Raw genomic sequence first — 18669 nt, 5'->3', positions numbered from 1 at the left:
ATCAAATGTATAACTAAATATTTATTTGATTAAATTTTAAGCAAACTTAAAAGTTTTTTTTTCACTATTCTTCATTTTTCGCAGGTTTTAACGCTTTTAATAAATAAATAAGATAAGTTAATCCTATTAAGCCAGATACCTTTTAAATAGCGTTAATCAAAGCTTAAAAGCTTTTTTATTTTTTTCATACTCAAATTAAGTTTCTATTTTTCTAAAAAAAACTATGGATTTCAAAAATTTAGGTAATACAGATTTACAAACACCTCCAATTATTTTTGGTGGTAATGTTTTCGGATGGACTTTAGATGAAAAAGAATCTTTTAAAATACTCGATGAACTACTGGAAAAAGGCTATACGTGTATCGATACTGCAGATGTATATTCCCGGTGGGCAGACGGTAATGAAGGAGGCGAATCTGAAAAAATTATCGGAAAATGGATGAAAGAGCGCCAAGTAAGGGATAAAATAACCCTTGCCACTAAGGTAGGTTCTGATATGGGGCAGGGACAAAAAAATATTTCTAAAAATTATATCCTGAAAGCAGCCCAGGAATCCTTAAAAAGATTACAGACCGATTATATTGATTTATATTACACCCATTGGGATGATGATCGTACTCCTGTAGAAGAAACATTAAGTGCTTATCAAGAATTGATTAAAAATGGGGCTATAAAATATATAGGAGCTTCCAATTTAAGTCCGGCACGACTAAGAGATTCTTTAAATGCATCGAATGATAAGAGTTTACCTAAATATCAGGTATTTCAGCAGGAATACAATTTAATGAACCGGGATAAAGTTGAAGGTGATATTTTAAAATTATGCCAGACAAACAATGTGAGTATTACAACTTATTTTTCTTTGGCAAGCGGGTTTTTAACTGGAAAATACCGGACTAAAGATGATCTGGAAGGTCAGAATAGAAAGGATTTTGTAAAAGACTATTTGGATGATCATGGAAAAAATATCCTTAAATCTCTAGATGAAGTTGCCGAAGAACATGGAATATCCAATGCCGGTGTGGCCCTGGCCTGGATTATAAATAGACCGGGAATTACAGCAGCCATTGCAAGCGCTACAAAATCTTCTCATTTAAAAGCTTTTGATGAAGCCACTGCTGTTCAGCTTTCTAAAGCAGATATGGAAAAATTAAATGAAGCGAGTAGCAAGAAAAAGCAGCAGGATAACTAATTTTAATCGACTGCAATATGATAAAAAGCCCCAAAAATGGGGCTTTTTTTATGCAATCTTGGCAACTAGTTCTTTTAAAGTTAATCGATCCTGCTCTCCTGTTTTCATATTCTTCAGAGTATATTCTCCTGCCTTCATTTCTTCATCACCAGCAAGAATCACAAACGGAATATTACGCTTATTTGCATAGTTCATTTGCTTTTTCATCTTCGCCGCATCTGGAAATACTTCAGCATTTACTCCTTCAGCACGAATTGCATTTACTCCTTTAAACGCATAAAGCGCTTCCTTTTCGCCAAAATTCACGAATAAAACTTTTACATCATCAGCAACTGCTTCCGGAAATAGATTTAATTCTTCCAAAACAAGATAAATTCTGTCTAAACCAAAAGAAATTCCAACGCCACTCATATTTTTAAGACCAAAGATTCCGGTTAGATCATCATAACGACCACCTCCCCCGATAGATCCCATCTTCACTTCATCTGGAGCAGCAACTTCAAAAATGGCCCCGGTATAATAATTTAAGCCTCTGGCCAGCGTCACATCCAGATCGAGATTTGCAGTTTTTAAAGGCATTTCTAAAATAGCATTTTGGATAAATTCTAATTCTTCAATTCCTTTTAACCCAACTTCAGATGTTGATAATATAGCTTTTAAAGCCTCAATTTTTTCAGCAAAATCACCTTTCAAATCAAAAATAGGTTTAATTTTCGCTATCGCTTCTTCAGAAATTCCTTTAGAAAGCATTTCTTTTACTACACCATCTTCTCCTATCTTATCCAATTTATCCAGGGCAACCGTAAAATCAATTAATTTATCCTGCTCTCCAATAACTTCTGCAAAACCAGATAAAATTTTACGATTATTAATCTTTATAGTTACTCCATTTAAATTTAATGCTGAAAAAACCGAATCGTACAACTGAACAAACTCCACTTCCTGCCACAAGCTGTCGCTACCAACTACATCGGCATCACATTGATAAAACTCTCTGAATCTTCCTTTTTGAGGACGATCTGCACGCCATACCGGCTGAATTTGATAACGTTTAAAAGGAAAATCAATTTCATTTTGGTGTTGTACCACGTATCGCGCAAATGGAACAGTGAGATCATAACGAAGTGCCTTTTCTGAAATTGAAGGAGTAAGCTTCAAACTGTCTTTATCGGCATAGGCTTTTTCATCAGCTTTTTTTAAGAAATCACCAGAATTTAGGATTTTAAAAATAAGTCGGTCACCTTCTTCCCCATATTTTCCCATCAGTGTATCAGAATTTTCGAAACTAGGTGTCTCGATCGCCTGAAAACCAAATTTTTTAAATTCAGTTTTTATCGAGTCAAAAATATAATTACGTTTTGCAACTTCCTGCGGAGTAAAATCTCTGGTTCCTTTTGGTATTGAAGGTTTTTGTGCCATAAAGTCTATCTATCTTCAGGAATAATTCCTGTATTTATTCAGTTTAAATAATTCGATTCCAAATTTTAAAAATCATCTTTTCTTTGCTTTAAAAGCGAAGCCTACGGTGATTTCATGCCTGCAAATATCTTAAATTTTGACCGAACCGAAACAATTTTAAAAATTTAAGTAACATTATTACTAAAATGGAGTCTAACCTGTAGTGACTGAAATTTCAAAATATGTTTGCACTCTTACGCGAGAATATTAGTATAGCTTTCGATTCGATTAAAGGGCAGCTTTTAAGAACTATTCTAACCGTACTTATTATTGCCATTGGAATTACAGCACTGGTGGGAATTCTTAGCGCTGTGGGCGCTTTAGAAAATACCATTAGCGGCAATTTTGCTTCTATGGGCGCCAATACATTTAATATTCAGCGTTATAATTATACTTCACAAAGGGGTAGTGAAATTAATAAGGTAAACCCTGTGATTACGTACCGTGAGGTAAAAACCTTTCAGGATAAATATCATTTTCCATTAACCACTACAGCAATTAGCTTTACAGGAACCTCTTCTGCAGAAATAAAATGGGAAAATGAAAAAACCGATCCGGAAATAAATGTGCTAGGAATTAACGAAAATTACCTTACCAACTCTGGATTAAATATAGAAAGTGGTCGTGATTTCAATTATTTTGATATTCAAAATAATAATAATGTAGCGATTGTTGGAGCAGATTTTGGCAAAAATAATAGCTTATTTAAAGGTGCTAATCCTATCGATAAAATTATAAGTATTCGTGGTGCAAAATTTAAAATTATTGGTGTTTTAGAATCTAAAGGATCAACTTTTGGTAATAATGAAGACTTACGGGTTTTAATTCCGCTTCAGCATGCCCGCTCCATTTTCAGCAACCCTGGAATAAACTATAACCTTAGTGTACGGGTTGAAAGTAAAGAAGCTTTAGATGCGGCGCAAGATGACGCCATCCTCACTTTTAGAAGTATACGACAATTAAACCCTATAGAAAGGGATAATTTTGGCATTGAAAGAAGTGACAGCTTACTCAATGAAATTGCACAAATGTCTGGCTATTTAAATATGGCGGCCTGGATTATAAGTTTAGTAACGATATTTGGATCTTCTATCGCTCTTATGAATATTATGCTGGTAAGTGTTACGGAAAGAACACGTGAAATTGGTGTACGCAAAGCACTGGGAGCGAAGAAAAACACCATTGCCGTTCAGTTTTTTATGGAAACCCTAATTATTGGGCAGTTTGGTGGAGTATTAGGTATCATCCTGGGAATTTTAATAGGCATGGCCGTTTCAGCCGGAGTAGGCTTCGATTTCACAACCCCATGGTTAGCCATGTTTTGGGCGATTGTGGTTACGCTAATTACCGCACTGGTTTCAGGTTTGTATCCTGCTATTAAAGCTTCCAAGCAAGACCCGATAGAGTCCCTTAGATACGAGTAATTGATCTGCAATTAGAGTCAAAAAAATCTTCTTCAACATTTAATTAAACTAAAAATGCTTTTAGAAGAAGTAATTTTAGTTTAAATAAATTAGCCTTTAACAATTTCTGCAAAATACTTATAAAGGTCGCCTTTTGTGATATTGGCTCCTTGCTTAATTAGTGCGAAAATATCTTTATTCCGATCTTCGCTTATCGCTTTGGTCGATGTGTAAATATTTACAGCATCATCCATTAGATTAGTCCGCAACCAGTTATAACCTTCATGCGTAGTGATATCGATAGCTTCATTTTCTACCTTCACAGCGATAAGATTAATCGTTGCAGTAGTAATTTGAAATAGAAAGATTTGTTGCTTAGAGAAATGCTCTAAATATTCCACCTTATTTAAAACACCTTCCCAAATAAGATCACTAAAAACATCGATCTCTTTTTCGGCTACATCAGGTTGATTGGTTTTTATATCCTTCCACTCCTCCGCGGTAATTGATTGAGTGGCTAAAAAATTAATAAACTCCTGTTGCATTTCCTCGAGTTGTTCTCGTGTTAGTCTGGCGTATTTCATAACAACAAATAAAAAGGTTATAAAAAAAGCCCACTCATAGAGCAGGCTTTTTAAAATTTATATAGGTTTCTTAAGCTTCTCCTACAACATCAAATGATAATGTAGATATCACCTCACGATGAAAACGTAAAGTAGCTTCGTATTGTCCTAATCTTTTGATATTTCCACCGGCAATACTAATATATTTCTTGTCGATTTCTACACCTTCTTTAGCTAAAACATCAGCTAAATCTGCATTGGTGATAGATCCAAATAATTTGTCTCCTGCACCAGCTTTAGCTGTAATTTTAATATCTAAACCGTTAAGTTTTTCAGCTTGTTTTTTAGCCTCGTCGATATGCTTTTGCTCTTTGTAAGCTCTTTGTTTAAGAGTTTCAGCTAAAACTTTCTTAGCTGATGGAGTTGCTAATGCTGCGAAGCCTTGCGGGATTAAAAAGTTACGACCGTAACCATTTTTTACAGATACCACATCGTCTTTAAACCCTAAATTATCTACGTCTTTTTTAAGTATCAATTCCATAATTGCTTCTTTTTATTTTAATAAATCACCAACGTATGGCATTAATGCTAAATGACGAGCACGCTTAACAGCTACAGCCACTTTTCTTTGGTATTTTAAAGAAGTCCCTGTTAAACGACGAGGAAGTAATTTCCCCTGCTCGTTTACAAAACTCATTAAAAAGTCTGGATCTTTATAATCGATATATTTAATACCCGATCTTTTGAATCTACAGTACTTTTTAGTTTTTGATGTTTCTATGTTAAGTGGAGTAAGATATCTAATCTCTCCGTCTTTTTTACCTTTTGCTTGTTGTTCAATAGATGTAGCCATACTTACGCTTTTTCTTGGATTCTTTTTCTTCTTTTCTCAGCCCAGGCTGCAGCGTGCTTATCTAACTTCACAGTTAAATAACGCATCATACGCTCATCTCTTCTAAAAGCAAGTTCTAAAGGCTCGATAGCCTCTCCTGGTGCTTTAAATTCAAATAAGTGATAAAAACCACTTTTTTTGTGCTGAATTGGATATGCTAATTTTTTAAGCCCCCAATTCTCCTTTGATACCATCTCAGCTCCTTTAGAAACAAGAAATTCTTCGTATTTCTTAACTGTTTCCTTTATCTGCTCATCAGATAAAACGGGATTCAAGATGAAAACAGTTTCATAATGATTCATAAAAGTATATTTTATTAAATTTGGCTGCAAAAGTAAAACTATTTTTTATATTTAGCAAGCAAATTTTAAAACGCGATCATTCTTGTTTTTAAGCGATGAAATTTATGCTTATCTTGCCTATATCAATAATAATGTATATTATTGTTAATACAAAACTACCTATTAATTGTGGAAGAAATTTTGCTTAAATGTGCAGTTGTGGACGATTCAAGTCTTCAAAGACTATCCATTGTTAAGATGATTAAAGATCATCCTAATCTCACTTTGGTGGCTGAATACAACAATGCTATTGAAACCAAAAACGGATTACTAGACAATGAGATCGATCTTATCTTTTTGGATATAGAAATGCCTATACTATCTGGTTTTGAACTTTTAGATGATCTTCCTAACCAGCCACAAATCGTGTTCGTTACTGGTAAGACCAAATATGCTTATAAAGCTTTTGATTATAGTGCTACCGACTATCTACAGAAGCCCGTGAGCAAAGAGCGTTTCAACAACGCTACGCTCAAAGCCATAAATATGTATAAGCTGAAAAATCAGGCAGTACTTCCTGAAGATGAGGATTTTATTTTTGTAAAAAGTAACCTTAAAAATCGCAAAGTTTTTTTAAATCGTCTAAAATATATTCAGGCTCTTGGCGATTATGTAAAGTTTGTCACGGAAGAAGACAATTTCGTGGTATTGGCTACAATGAAGTCTTTTGAAAAAGAATTACCTTCAGACAAATTTATGAGAACACACAAATCTTATATTGTAAATCTGGATAAAGTAGAAAGATATAATAGTAAGACCATAGAAATCGCAAAAGAAAAACTTCCGCTAAGCAGGCATAAGAAAAATAATCTTATTGAAGCTTTAAGCAGTAACGCTTAAGGAAAAATCAGAATACAATTTAATTTTCAGATACCAAAAAGCCGAATATTACAAGAGTAATATTCGGCTTTCTTTTTTGCTTCATTATATAAGTATGGCTACATAGGGTCTACATTTACAATAACCCTAACGCTGCGATAAGCTGAAATTGCATTAAAACTTATCAAAATTTTATAAAGCACAGCTTTAGTTTTTCCTAAAGACTGATTTTGTGGAATTTTAAGCATAATATTCTTATAGTATTCGTTGCGTATCCTGGCTACCGGGGGAAATTCCGGCCCCAACACATTTTGCTTAAAAACATTTTGCATCGCCTTAGCGATCCAATCGGCTGCTTCATTCGTTTTACTAAAATCCCGAGATTTTAGGCTTAAACGCACCAATCTAAAATATGGAGGATATTTATAATTATAGCGTTCCTGCAGTTGTTCCTTATACATTCCCGCATAATCATTTGTAGAAACCTGCTGAATAATTTGATGATGAGGATTATAACTCTGAATCAATACTTTCCCTCTCTTTTTCGTTCTCCCCGCTCTTCCTGCCACCTGTAGCATTAACTGGAAACTTCGCTCATGCGCCCTAAAATCTGGGAAATTTAAAAGATTATCAGCATTCATTACCCCTACCAGGTTAACATTTCTAAAATCCAATCCCTTGGTAAGCATTTGAGTTCCCACCAAAATATCGATCTCCAAATCTTCGAAGGCGGTAATAATTTTTTCGTAACCGTGTTTTCCTCTGGTGGTATCCTGATCCATCCTTCCAATTTTATGATCAGGATATAATGCTTTTAATTCGGTTTCAATTTGTTCTGTACCAAAGCCTTTGGTTGAAATATCATCACTATGACAAGCCATACAACGCTTTTGCATAGCGATATGATACCCACAATAATGACAGCGTAGCTGGTTGCTATGGCTGTGATAGGTTAAACTAACATCACAATTAGGACATTGTGGCGAGTGCCCACAGGTATTACATTCTAAAATTGGCGAAAATCCTCTTCTATTTTGAAATAAAATAATCTGCTCACCTTCAGCCAGAGATTCCTCGATTTCTTTTAACAAGCGATCTGAAAAGTGACCAGTCATTCTTTTTTTTCGATGCTTTTCTTTGATATCCACAATTTCAATTTCCGGCATCATTACATTTCCAAAACGTCTTGATAATTCTGCAAAACCATATTTATCATGTACTGCATTATAATAAGATTCTAAAGATGGTGTGGCAGATCCCATTAAAGTTTTTGCTTTAAAAAGATTAGCCAAAACTACCGCAGCATCACGTGCGTGATATCTGGGCGCCGGATCATATTGTTTAAAAGAAGATTCGTGCTCTTCGTCTATGATGACCAAGCCCAGTTGTTGAAAGGGTAAGAAAATAGCTGATCTTGCGCCAATGACTACTTTTGGTCCCTCCCCGGCCTTAAGTACATTTTGATAAACTTCTACCCTTTCGTTCATAGAGTACTTACTATGAAACACTAAAACTTTATCGCCAAAATACGCCTGAAGCCGATTGATCAATTGTGTTGTCAAAGCAATCTCAGGTAATAAATAAAGCGCCTGCTTACCTTCATTTAAAACTTCTTCAATAAGTTTTAGATAAATTTCAGTTTTCCCACTAGAGGTCACCCCGTGTAATAAGCATACTGTTTTTTCTTCAAAAGCGGCTTTAATTTGTCCAAATGCTTTAAGCTGATATTCGTTAAATTCGATATGGCTTCTCGTAATTTCCCCTTCAAAAGCAACACGATCTTCATTAAGGTAGTATTCCTTGAAAATATTTTTGGAGACCAGACTTTTCAATACACTAGCAGTAGTTCCAGATATTTTTTGCAGTTCTTTAGCATTAATTGGCTTTAGGCTTTTTGCCTTTAAGCTGAAATAATTCAAAACTACTTCCCGTTGCTTGTGAGCACGTGAAAGTTCATCTAAAAGCTGATGCATAGCATCCTCAGATTCATAACTCTCGTGCAGTTTGATATATTTAACTCGCTTGGGTTTGTATTGCTCATAAATTTCCTGGCTAAGTACTACAATATCCTTAGCCATTAATCGGTTTAAAATTGGTAGTACCGATTTTTTATCGAGTAAGGCTTCAACTTCTTTAATTTTTAATGATGACTGATTTTGTAGAGCTTCCACCACCAAAAATTCATCATCTTTAAGATCAGATTCGTTAAATTCGGCCTCTTTTTGTAACTGGACAATATGTTCACTTTCCAAAATAAAGGCACCCGGTAGGGCCGCTCTCATCACTTCACCTTCAGTACACATATAATAGGAGGCTATCCATTTCCAAAATTCTAACTGATTTTGAGTCACCAGAGGAGTTTCATCTAATATCTGATTTATAGGTTTAGCTTCGTAAACTTCTGGCGCACGATTGTGAACTTCAGCAATGATACCAGTATATACTTTAGATTTCCCAAAGGGTACCGCTACCCGCATCCCGTTTTGTAAAAAAACTGCTTCTTCTTCAGAAATAGTGTAAGTAAACCTATTATCTAGAGGAAGGGGTAAAATAACATCTACAAAATTGGGCATAAGCTATAGCTCTTCTAAATATTAATTGCTAAAAATCATCACAAAAATACTATTCTTGATTAACGGGTAAAAATAAAAACCATTCTCGACTAAAGAATGGTTTTAAAAAATTTTATTAGGATATCAAAATTGGATATTCCGCATTTATTATTATCTCAAATTATTCGGCACGCTCCCAGGTCATTGTTTTATAAAAGAAGGCCACGTATCCTCTAACTTTGAGCATATCGGGATTATCTTCGTCTACCCAAATTTTCACTTTATAAACTTTACCCGATTTAGGATGTATAATTTCACCCCCAGAGTATTCGTTTCCGTCTTTGCGCAGGCCATGCATAAGTTGTAGGCCTTCAATAGGTTTATTCTTTAAATCTCCTTTACACTCGGTACAAATTTTGTCGCGATCTTCTTCTTTCGTAATCCTTACTACTTTCCCGCAAACCTCACCATCATCCTTCTGAAAAATCTTTACGATAGAATTTACCTTACCTTGATCATTAGTACATTTCCATTTTCCGAAAATGTCATCTTGTGCGCAGGCATCATTAAGCGCTCCACAGGCAATAAATAATACGGAAAATAAAATATACCTTTTCATCTTATAAATTTAACATGGCTGCTTTTAAATCATCTTCAGCCGGTTTTTTAGATAGCCAGATTCCAAATAAAGCTTCTTTAAAGGCAAGACCTTTTATAGTTCCTTTTTCTTCTCCGTTTTTATAAGAAACGACGCCGGTACCCGGAATATAAACCAGATCAAATACATCATCTTTTTTAATCTCATCGTTAAAAAAACCTTTAAACTTTTTTATTTCTGAAGCTAATGGCGCTGTATTGCCTTTGGTAGAATTTTCAAAACCTTCGTTCACAGCATCAATCATTTTTTTACTGGTAATTAATTTCGAAACAATATGCAGCTTAATCGCCATTGGTTTATCAGCTGTCATAATTTGATCTGCATCGCTACTTTTTTGCTGAAGGTAAAGTCCGCCTGCATAAAGATCAATCCAAAATTTTTCCCGTACCCCGGCTCCATTTAACTGTAATGTTTCTCCTTTAAACTCTACCGTTTTTGGTAAAGTTACTCCGCCAACTTCTATTTGTGCATTACTGATCGTTACCGAAACTAATGCCACAAAAAGCCATAAAAACTTTCTCATCTTTTGTGTGGTTTAAGTTAAATTAAAATTACTTAAAATTCTTCTTAAGTTTTATTAAAGAGGCGTTAAGTTCAAACCCCAATAGAAGAATATTAGCATTTAACCAAATATACACCATTAATATTAACAATGCTCCAATAGAACCGTACAATTCATTATAATTTGAAAAATTTTCGATATATAATCCAAATAAAAAAGAAGTAAGCATAATCAATATTGTAGTGAAAAATGCGCCTACAGAAAAGAATCTTGCCTTTCTCGCCTCTTTTGTTCCAAAATAATAAAGCGTTGCTACTGCGATATATATTAATAAAACAAAGGCAAAATATTTCACTACGTTTGCTCCACTACCATCATTTGCGATTAAACCATATTCGCTTAAATCTTCTACGGCATAGGTTAAATATACCATTAGTATTACGGTAATAAGCAAAAGAAATGCCAAAACAAGCGAAACCCCAATGGCAATAATATATTGTCTAAATAAAGATCGTTTTATGTTCGTATGGTAAGAGAATTCAAAACCGGTAAAAATAGCATTTACTCCATTAGTCATTAAAAAAATGGAAAGTAAAAATGAAAAGGATAGCAATCCGCCACGAGGATTATTAGCAATATCAGCAAATATATCGCTAACATATTCCTGAGTTTCTGGCGGTAAAAGCGTATCTATAAAAAGTAAGAATTTTATTCTGAAATCATCGATAAGATTCGTCTCTTCTACATAAGGTATCAGGTTAAAAATAAAGAGCAAAAACGGAAAAAGCGCCATAAAAAAGCTAAAAGCGATCGCACTGGCCCGAGTAGAAAATGTACCGTGAATAATCCCTCCAGAATAGATATCCCATAAATGATGTAAGGAAAGACCATCGGTTCCCGGCAAAATTACTTTGCTCGATGTTCTTTTCCACCATCCTAAAATACTATCCAGTTGAGTTGTGATCGCCTCGAGTATCGACATATTTTACATAGCTTTTAAGCTAAGATCCATATTATAAACCGAGTGTGTTAGTGCTCCGCTAGAAATATAATCCACTCCACATTCGGCATATTTACGGGCCGTTTCTAAAGTTATTCCGCCACTAGATTCGGTGAAGCATTGATTCCCAATAAATTCGACTGCCTTTTTAGTATCCGCATAATTAAAATTATCGATCAATATTCGGTAGACTCCGCCTTCTTCTAAAATTTCCTTTATCTCCTGCATATTCCTGGCTTCTACTATAATTTTAAGATCAAGGCTGTTGGTTTTCAGGTACTGTTTTGTTTTTTGAACCGCTTTGGCCACACCCCCGGCAAAATCGATATGATTATCCTTAAGCATAATCATATCATAAAGGGCAAAACGATGATTCTCCCCTCCACCAATTTTTACGGCCCACTTCTCTAAAGCACGAATTCCCGGAGTGGTTTTGCGGGTGTCCAGAATTTTGGTTTCGGTTCCCTCAAGTTTATCCACAAACTCTTTGGTTTTGGTAGCGATAGCACTCATTCGTTGCATAGCATTCAGCACTAGTCGTTCAGCTTTTAAAATAGATTGGGAAGCTCCATCAACATAAAAAGCAATATCACCTTTCTTTACCTTTTCACCATCTTTAATTTTTATATCCAGTCTCACTTCTGGATCTACATAATTAAAAACCCTTTTCGCAAATTCTACGCCGGCCAGGATCCCATTGTCCTTTACTAAAAGTTTTGCTTTCCCTTTCGCTTCAACAGGAATACAGGCTAAAGAACTGTGATCACCATCACCTATATCCTCTCTTATCGCGTTGACTATGATTAATTCAATTTCTTTTTCAAATTGTGCTGCTGAGATCATTTGCAATACTTATTTTTGTAAATGTAGGAAAGTCTGCGCTAAATATACTGAATGACGATAAAATTACTCTGCATAGGAAAAACCGACAGCAAGGAATTACAAAAGCTAATTGAGGTCTATCTAAAACGACTTCAGTTCTATACAAAGTTTGAAATAGATGTAATTCCAGATTTAAAAAAGGCCAGAAATCTAGACGAAAATCAGCAAAAAACGAAAGAAGGCGAATTGATTCTCAATAAAACACAAACATCAGATTTTGTGGTATTATTAGACGAAAACGGCAAACAATTTTCTTCGGAAGCTTTTTCAGAATATCTTCAGAAAAGAATGAATAGCGGACTTAAACAGCTTATTTTTGTAATCGGCGGACCTTACGGATTTTCGGAAGCAGTTTATCAGCGAGCCGATGGTAAAATATCATTATCTAAAATGACGTTCTCCCATCAAATGGTACGTCTTTTTATAACCGAACAAATTTATCGCGGCTTTACCATTTTAAAAAATGAACCTTATCACCACAGATAATTTATATGGAATTAGTATTTGCTACTCACAACAGAAATAAATTTAAAGAAATTGAAGCCATGCTTCCAGATCACATCAGCTTATTATCCCTGGATGATATTGGCTGTACAGAAGATATCGCTGAAACCGCAGATACCATTGATGGTAATGCGATTTTAAAAGCTGAATATGTGCGGCATCGTTATGGTTATAATTGTTTTGCAGATGATACCGGTCTTGAAGTAGATGCACTTGCTGGTGCACCGGGGGTATACTCTGCAAGATACGCCGGTGATCAAAAGGATGATAAGGCCAATGTTGCAAAACTGTTAGAGCAACTAAAGGACAAAGAAAGCAGAAAGGCACATTTTAAGACCGTGATTGCGTTAAATTTAAAAAACAACGAAAATCTGTTTACAGGAATTTGCGAAGGTAAAATCATCGAGGAACGACGAGGTGAAAAAGGCTTTGGTTACGATCCTGTATTCGTGCCTAATGGCTATGATCGCACTTTTGCCGAAATGGAAATGAAGGAAAAAGCAGAAATTAGCCATCGTGGCAAAGCTTTTAAAGCGCTAATAGACTATCTTTCAAAATAAAACACGAATAAAAAAGATAAATGTGATTAGCTGTAAACTAATACGTACATTTGCAGCTTATTAAATTTTATAATGAATAAATTCCAAGAATTAGGTTTAAATTCCTCGATCTTAAAAGCAATTGAAGACATGGGCTTTGAAAGCCCTAGTGAAGTACAGGAAAAAACCATCCCCATTTTATTAGACGAAGAGACCGATATGGTTGCCTTAGCCCAGACCGGGACAGGAAAGACGGCAGCTTTTGGTTTCCCTTTGATTCAGAAAATAGACCCGAAATCAAAGCACACACAGGCATTAATCTTATCTCCTACCAGAGAATTATGTCTGCAAATTACAAACGAACTTAAGAATTACTCTAAATATGAGCCTTCATTACATCCGGTAGCGGTTTATGGTGGGGCAAGTATTACCGATCAGGCTAAGCAAATAGAACGCGGTGCCCAGATTATCGTTGCTACTCCTGGTAGGATGCAGGATATGATAAGACGTAAACTTACTGATATCTCAAAAATCGAATATTGCGTTTTAGATGAAGCAGACGAAATGCTGAACATGGGATTCTATGAAGATATTACAGCTATCCTATCCCATACGCCTAAAGAAAAAAACACCTGGTTATTTTCAGCAACAATGCCAAAAGAGGTTGCTACAATCGCTAAAAAATTTATGCGCAACCCCGTTGAAGTTACCGTAGGTAGCAAAAATATGGGAGCTACTAATGTTTCGCATGAGTTTTATTTGGTAAATGCTCGCGATCGCTATGCTGCTTTAAAAAGGCTTGCCGATGCGAATCCCGATATTTTCTCGGTGATTTTTTGCCGAACTAAAAGAGACACACAAAAAGTTGCAGAGCGCTTAATCGAAGATGGTTACTCTGCAGCAGCATTGCACGGGGATTTAAGTCAGAATCAACGTGATTTGGTTATGAAATCTTTTAGAACACGCCAAATCCAAATGTTAGTAGCTACAGATGTTGCTGCCAGAGGAATTGATGTAGACGATATCACCCATGTAATTAACTATCAGCTTCCAGACGAGGTTGAAACCTACACCCACCGTAGCGGTCGTACAGGTCGTGCAGGTAAGTTGGGAACCTCAATGGTGATCGTTTCTAAAAGTGAACTTAGAAAAATAAAAAGTATCGAACGTATCATCAAACAATCTTTTGATGAAAAGCAATTACCTGATGGTAAAGATATTTGTAAAGTTCAGCTTTTACACCTGGCTAACGATATTAAAGATACAGAGATCAATCATGATATTGAAGAATATCTACCTAATATCAATAAAGTGCTCGAAGATTTTACCAAAGAAGAATTGATCAAAAAATTCTTTTCGGTAGAATTTACAAGATTTTCAAATTACTATAAAAAAGCCAGCGATCTTTCACCAGTAAGCGGAGGTGCTAATGTAGATCTTGATCCTAACTCTACCCGTTATTTTATGAACGTGGGGAAAAAAGACGGATTTGACTGGATGAGCCTTAAAGACTTTCTTAAAGATGCCTTGCAATTAGGTAAAGATGGTGTTTTTAAAGTTGATGTAAAAGACAGTTTCTCTTTCTTTAATACAGAGAATTCTGAAACCGATAAAGTACTTAATGCCTTTAACGATTTTGAATACCAGGGAAGAAAAATTAATGTAGAAGTAACCAAAAACTCCAACAGTGGTGGAGGAAAAGGAGGACGCCGAAGAAAAAGCCGTAGAGATGACGGTTTTGGAAAAAGCGATTCCAAATCTGGTAACAAAGGAAGATCACGTTTTAGAGATGATAAAGACGGTGGATTTAAAGGCAAAAAAGGAAAACGTTCTGGCAGCCGTGGAAAAAATATAGAAAGTTCTATTAAAAGAAGAAAATCTAAAAAGTAAGACAGGTTTATCCCTATTTTGGCATCATTTTTTATAATGATTTTCCTATTTTAGGCGTCTATTCTATGAAGCAGTTAGTTACTTTTATATTTTCAGTGTTTTTCGTTTGTCAAATAACAAACGCTCAGGACGTTATATCGGGCACCGTAATGAATGCGGCCAACGATGTGGCTCTAGAGAATGTTCATATCGTTAATTTGAACCAGGTAAAGGGTAGTACTTCTGAAGAAGATGGGTCTTTCGAGATTCAGGCTACAGCAAATGATACCCTATACTTTACTTATTTAGGTTTTAAATCCATTAAAGTAAGAGTAACGAACGACTGGCTTAAATACGGCAACGTAAAAGTAAAAATGACTGAAGTGGGTATTGCTTTAGAAGAGGTTACCGTAAGTGATGTAAAACTAACGGGGTATCTTGAAATCGACGCGAAAAATATTCCTATTTACGAAAATAAAAGATATAGCATCTCCGGCCTTAATATTGGTTATGAGGCCGGAGGTTCTTCTCCCAGTGCATTCAATAAAGTAATTGGCTCTATTTTTAATCCAGCCGATGCGCTTAATAATCTTTTTAGCCGAAGAGAACGGCAAATGCGCAAACTTAGACAAATGAAGGAGGACGAAAGTATTCGCGATCTTTTAGGATCTAAATACAACCGGGAAACCTTAACTGCGATGCTGCAATTAAGTAAATCTGAAATTGAAGAAGTGCTTAGCCGTTGTAATTACTCTGAAGATTTTGTAAAAACAGCTACAGATCTTCAAATTCTTGATGCTATAAGTGGTTGTTGGGAAGAATATAAATTACTGCAACGTAATAAGAATTAAGCGTTTTGTTGATCTTCCAGATGATCTTTTAGGTTTTGTAAACTCTTATCAAAATCATTCCCAAATTTATTTTCCATACTGTAAAAGATAGAAATTACGGAATAAGGAAACGGTAAATATCCTCTCACCCCAAATACAACTTTAGTTCGTTCTGGCTGTATTTCCTTTGCAGCAAAATATGTTAATGCCACTGCCTCTACAGGTTTAACTAACAGCAATTTGGTTTCAAACACATGACCAGGTTTTACTTTTATGATCTTTTGGGTGCCCTCTCCAATATTCTTTCTCCCTTTCCAATATACCATAGCCCCTTCTTTACCGTCTATTCCTTTGAACTTAAGCTTAACCGGTTTAGAGTCCTTTAGTTTAGCTATCCATTTTGGCTGATTTTTAAGTTGCCTTACAAAACTATAGATGTCTGCTTTAGATTGATTAATAACAATGGTCCGGCTAACATCATAATCCTTTTTAGACCATGCGTGAAGAAAGGCTATAAACGTAATTACCGCAATAATCACGTAGAAGAAAAGCGTCATTTGTATATTTTACTTTTTAATAAAATTAACAATTATTTTGAATAAAAGTGAGAAATAAGCTCAGTACTATTTTTCAGATTGTTTTTAAGCCATTCAAACTTCAAAGCTTCTTTCTCCTGTTCATTCAGTTGCCACTTAACATCATCCTTTCTCATCTTTTCAGCCAGGCTTTGGAGTATAATTGCTGCAGAAACAGAAATATTTAAACTTTCTGTAAAGCCATACATAGGAATTTTTAACGTGCAATCCGCTTCATCTATAATTTCCTGAGATAATCCATAGCGCTCGGTACCAAAAAATAAAGCTGATTTCTTGGTAATATCAAAATCACCTAAATGTAAGGAGTCATCATGCGGACTTGTGGCCACAATTTGATAGCCCATCTCCCTTACATGGGATATACACTCTTTCGCCGAAGCATGCCGATTTACAGACACCCATTTTTGAGCACCCATGGCTATCTCCCGGTCTATTCTTTTGGGAAATTTTTCTTCTATTACATGTATATTTTGTATTCCAAAAACATCACAACTTCGTATTACTGCGCTGGTATTATGGAGCTGATAAACATCTTGAGTAGCTACAGTGATGTGGTTGGTGCGTTGATCGATCACTTTTTTGATAAGTGATTTTCGACGGTCGGTAAGAAAATCTTCTAAATAAGAAATTAAAGCAGGGTCATTCATATATTATCAAAAATATAAAAATGAAATTATTAAACTGGTATAACATACGATAAAAGCCCGTTTAGTCAGAAATAATCATTAGGGGCTATAAATAGACTTTTTCCAAAAGAGAACTGATGTTGTCGAAAAACGTATTGATTTTTATTGAATATCAGGTTTATTTTTTTTAAAATAAGTATCTTTTTTCCAAACTTCATTCTATGAAAAATCTTGTTGTGCTTACAGGAGCAGGAATTAGTGCAGAAAGCGGTATAAAAACGTTTCGGGATGCCGATGGATTATGGGAAGGCCATGATGTTATGCAAGTCGCCTCTCCCATGGGATGGGAGAAAAATCAAGAATTGGTACTCGATTTTTATAACAAACGCAGAAAGCAGCTACTGAGTGTTCATCCCAACCCTGCACATCGTGTTCTAGCCGAATTAGAAAGCGACTTTGATGTCGCTATTATTACCCAAAATATTGATGATCTTCACGAACGCGCCGGGAGTACGCAAGTATTACATCTACACGGTGAACTTTTAAAAGTACGCAGTACTTTTGATGAAAATTTGGTGTTTGACTGGAAACATGATCTTAATATTGGAGATTTTTGCGAACATCATTATCAATTACGACCTCATGTAGTTTGGTTTGGAGAAGCCGTACCCATGATGGAAAAAGCTATCCAAAAAGTTACTGAAGCTGATATTATTGTGATTATAGGCACCTCAATGCAGGTTTATCCAGCAGCGGGACTCATCGATTTTGCTCCACAAAAAACTCCGATTTACTTTATAGACCCTAATCCCAATGTAAAACAAAATAAGTATCTTACTGTCTATGCTGAAAAGGCGGTAACTGGTGTTTCAAAATTAGCCGAAGAACTTCGTAAAAAATTTATTTCTTGAATATCGAATATCTATTAGAGACCATGACCATGCACGCTGAAAGCAGGTCTAACTTTTGCAGGCTTATCAGCGAAAATCAGACTTTACCCAAATTAATACAGATCATTCAGCAATCTTCAGAATATCGACTTAAAGCTATCGTTGCGTTAGAATTTTATGCAAGGGATCATTGGAAAGAAGTTATAAGCTATTCCCAGGTAATTATTGATATATCAACCAGTATCAATTCCGAAACTGAAAAACGCTGTATTGCAAAATTATTAGAGAAAATTAGCGAATTTCAACATCTGAATTCAGACTTTATTCTGTCTAAACACACTTTAGAAAAAATAGCCTCCGTCTCATTTGGCTTTTTATTAGATGGTAGCAAAACTGCAACCAAAGTTTTTGCGATGCAAAGTCTTTTTTATGTCGGTTTTAAAATTGACTGGATACACCCCGAATTAAAGGCCTATTTAATGCAAAAATCAATAAATAGTTCTGCTGGTTTTAAATCCAGAAGTACAAAAATTTTAAAGAAATTAAGATAGCG

At 35.3% G+C, this 18669-nt stretch carries 21 protein-coding genes; 9 read left to right on the top strand and 12 right to left on the bottom strand.

The features are described from left to right. Positions 1 to 223: 223 nt before the first annotated feature. The gene (locus tag ZPR_RS10095; protein ID WP_013071554.1) at positions 224 to 1192 is read left to right on the top strand and encodes an aldo/keto reductase; all 969 of its coding nucleotides are present in this window, start codon (positions 224 to 226) and stop codon (positions 1190 to 1192) included. Between the two features lie 48 nt (positions 1193 to 1240). Here ZPR_RS10095 and hisS read toward each other — a convergent pair whose 3' ends face one another. Then, a complete protein-coding gene (hisS, locus tag ZPR_RS10090; RefSeq protein ID WP_013071553.1) occupies positions 1241 to 2611 on the bottom strand; it encodes a histidine--tRNA ligase in 1371 nt (456 codons plus the stop codon). Between the two features lie 221 nt (positions 2612 to 2832). Here hisS and ZPR_RS10085 point away from each other — a divergent pair, with 221 nt between their 5' ends. Further along, positions 2833 to 4074, top strand: a complete 1242-nt coding sequence (locus tag ZPR_RS10085; RefSeq protein ID WP_013071552.1) for an ABC transporter permease — start codon at positions 2833 to 2835, stop codon at positions 4072 to 4074. An 89-nt stretch (positions 4075 to 4163) separates the two neighbouring features. Here the strand turns inward: ZPR_RS10085 and ZPR_RS10080 are convergent, their stop codons facing one another. From ZPR_RS10080 to rpsF, 4 genes are all read right to left on the bottom strand, one after another. Beyond that, positions 4164 to 4637 carry a DUF6495 family protein gene (locus tag ZPR_RS10080; protein WP_013071551.1) on the bottom strand — a complete coding sequence of 158 codons (474 nt, stop codon included), beginning with the start codon at positions 4635 to 4637 and terminating at the stop codon, positions 4164 to 4166. Between the two features lie 70 nt (positions 4638 to 4707). After that, positions 4708 to 5157, bottom strand: a complete 450-nt coding sequence (gene rplI, locus ZPR_RS10075; RefSeq protein ID WP_013071550.1) for a 50S ribosomal protein L9 — start codon at positions 5155 to 5157, stop codon at positions 4708 to 4710. A 12-nt stretch (positions 5158 to 5169) separates the two neighbouring features. Next, positions 5170 to 5469 (bottom strand): 30S ribosomal protein S18, encoded by a 300-nt coding sequence (gene rpsR / locus ZPR_RS10070; RefSeq protein ID WP_013071549.1) that lies wholly within the window; start codon positions 5467 to 5469, stop codon positions 5170 to 5172. A gap of 2 nt (positions 5470 to 5471) precedes the next feature. Continuing rightward, positions 5472 to 5810 carry a 30S ribosomal protein S6 gene (rpsF, locus tag ZPR_RS10065; protein WP_013071548.1) on the bottom strand — a complete coding sequence of 113 codons (339 nt, stop codon included), beginning with the start codon at positions 5808 to 5810 and terminating at the stop codon, positions 5472 to 5474. Positions 5811 to 6008: 198 nt separating this feature from the next. Here rpsF and ZPR_RS10060 point away from each other — a divergent pair, with 198 nt between their 5' ends. Continuing rightward, positions 6009 to 6689: a LytR/AlgR family response regulator transcription factor gene (locus ZPR_RS10060; RefSeq protein ID WP_394329738.1), complete on the top strand. Its 681-nt coding sequence runs from the start codon at positions 6009 to 6011 to the stop codon at positions 6687 to 6689. Positions 6690 to 6787: 98 nt separating this feature from the next. On the opposite strand, the gene priA is transcribed toward ZPR_RS10060, so the two are convergent. The 5 genes from priA to nadC form a co-directional block, all read right to left on the bottom strand. Beyond that, the gene (gene priA / locus ZPR_RS10055) at positions 6788 to 9241 is read right to left on the bottom strand and encodes a replication restart helicase PriA (protein ID WP_013071546.1); all 2454 of its coding nucleotides are present in this window, start codon (positions 9239 to 9241) and stop codon (positions 6788 to 6790) included. Between the two features lie 160 nt (positions 9242 to 9401). Beyond that, positions 9402 to 9839, bottom strand: a complete 438-nt coding sequence (locus ZPR_RS10050) for a DUF2147 domain-containing protein (protein ID WP_013071545.1) — start codon at positions 9837 to 9839, stop codon at positions 9402 to 9404. Position 9840: 1 nt separating this feature from the next. Further along, positions 9841 to 10401: a chalcone isomerase family protein gene (locus tag ZPR_RS10045; protein ID WP_013071544.1), complete on the bottom strand. Its 561-nt coding sequence runs from the start codon at positions 10399 to 10401 to the stop codon at positions 9841 to 9843. A 28-nt stretch (positions 10402 to 10429) separates the two neighbouring features. Continuing rightward, the gene (locus tag ZPR_RS10040) at positions 10430 to 11362 is read right to left on the bottom strand and encodes a YihY/virulence factor BrkB family protein (RefSeq protein ID WP_013071543.1); all 933 of its coding nucleotides are present in this window, start codon (positions 11360 to 11362) and stop codon (positions 10430 to 10432) included. 3 nt (positions 11363 to 11365) lie between these two features. Next, positions 11366 to 12223 (bottom strand): carboxylating nicotinate-nucleotide diphosphorylase, encoded by an 858-nt coding sequence (gene nadC / locus ZPR_RS10035; protein WP_013071542.1) that lies wholly within the window; start codon positions 12221 to 12223, stop codon positions 11366 to 11368. Positions 12224 to 12274: 51 nt separating this feature from the next. Between nadC and rlmH the strand changes: the two genes are divergently transcribed. The 4 genes from rlmH to ZPR_RS10015 all read left to right on the top strand — a co-directional run bounded on the left by rlmH (position 12275) and on the right by ZPR_RS10015 (position 16025). Beyond that, entirely contained in the window at positions 12275 to 12748 is a 474-nt protein-coding gene (gene rlmH, locus ZPR_RS10030; protein WP_013071541.1) for a 23S rRNA (pseudouridine(1915)-N(3))-methyltransferase RlmH, read from the top strand. A 5-nt stretch (positions 12749 to 12753) separates the two neighbouring features. Beyond that, entirely contained in the window at positions 12754 to 13326 is a 573-nt protein-coding gene (locus tag ZPR_RS10025) for a non-canonical purine NTP diphosphatase (protein ID WP_013071540.1), read from the top strand. A 72-nt stretch (positions 13327 to 13398) separates the two neighbouring features. Further along, positions 13399 to 15195, top strand: coding sequence for a DEAD/DEAH box helicase (locus ZPR_RS10020; protein WP_013071539.1), 1797 nt, complete (start codon positions 13399 to 13401; stop codon positions 15193 to 15195). A gap of 65 nt (positions 15196 to 15260) precedes the next feature. Continuing rightward, complete coding sequence (locus tag ZPR_RS10015; protein ID WP_041578829.1) at positions 15261 to 16025, top strand: carboxypeptidase-like regulatory domain-containing protein; 765 nt, start codon at positions 15261 to 15263, stop codon at positions 16023 to 16025. On the opposite strand, the gene ZPR_RS10010 is transcribed toward ZPR_RS10015, so the two are convergent. Beyond that, complete coding sequence (locus ZPR_RS10010) at positions 16022 to 16561, bottom strand: SRPBCC family protein (RefSeq protein ID WP_013071537.1); 540 nt, start codon at positions 16559 to 16561, stop codon at positions 16022 to 16024. The two genes, ZPR_RS10015 and ZPR_RS10010, sit on opposite strands and share 4 nt — an antisense overlap. Positions 16562 to 16593: 32 nt before the next feature. After that, a complete protein-coding gene (locus ZPR_RS10005; protein ID WP_013071536.1) occupies positions 16594 to 17247 on the bottom strand; it encodes a TrmH family RNA methyltransferase in 654 nt (217 codons plus the stop codon). Positions 17248 to 17447: 200 nt separating this feature from the next. On the opposite strand from ZPR_RS10005, the gene ZPR_RS10000 reads away from it, so the two are divergent. Next, complete coding sequence (locus tag ZPR_RS10000) at positions 17448 to 18137, top strand: SIR2 family NAD-dependent protein deacylase (RefSeq protein WP_013071534.1); 690 nt, start codon at positions 17448 to 17450, stop codon at positions 18135 to 18137. Beyond that, positions 18134 to 18667 carry a hypothetical protein gene (locus tag ZPR_RS22515; RefSeq protein WP_148211702.1) on the top strand — a complete coding sequence of 178 codons (534 nt, stop codon included), beginning with the start codon at positions 18134 to 18136 and terminating at the stop codon, positions 18665 to 18667. Before ZPR_RS10000 ends, ZPR_RS22515 begins: the two co-directional genes overlap by 4 nt. Positions 18668 to 18669: the final 2 nt, after the last annotated feature.

It is taken from the genome of Zunongwangia profunda SM-A87 (assembly GCF_000023465.1).
Taxonomy (GTDB): domain Bacteria; phylum Bacteroidota; class Bacteroidia; order Flavobacteriales; family Flavobacteriaceae; genus Zunongwangia; species Zunongwangia profunda.
Note: the sequence above shows the minus strand (reverse complement) of the source record. Positions and strands in the feature narration are given on the sequence as shown.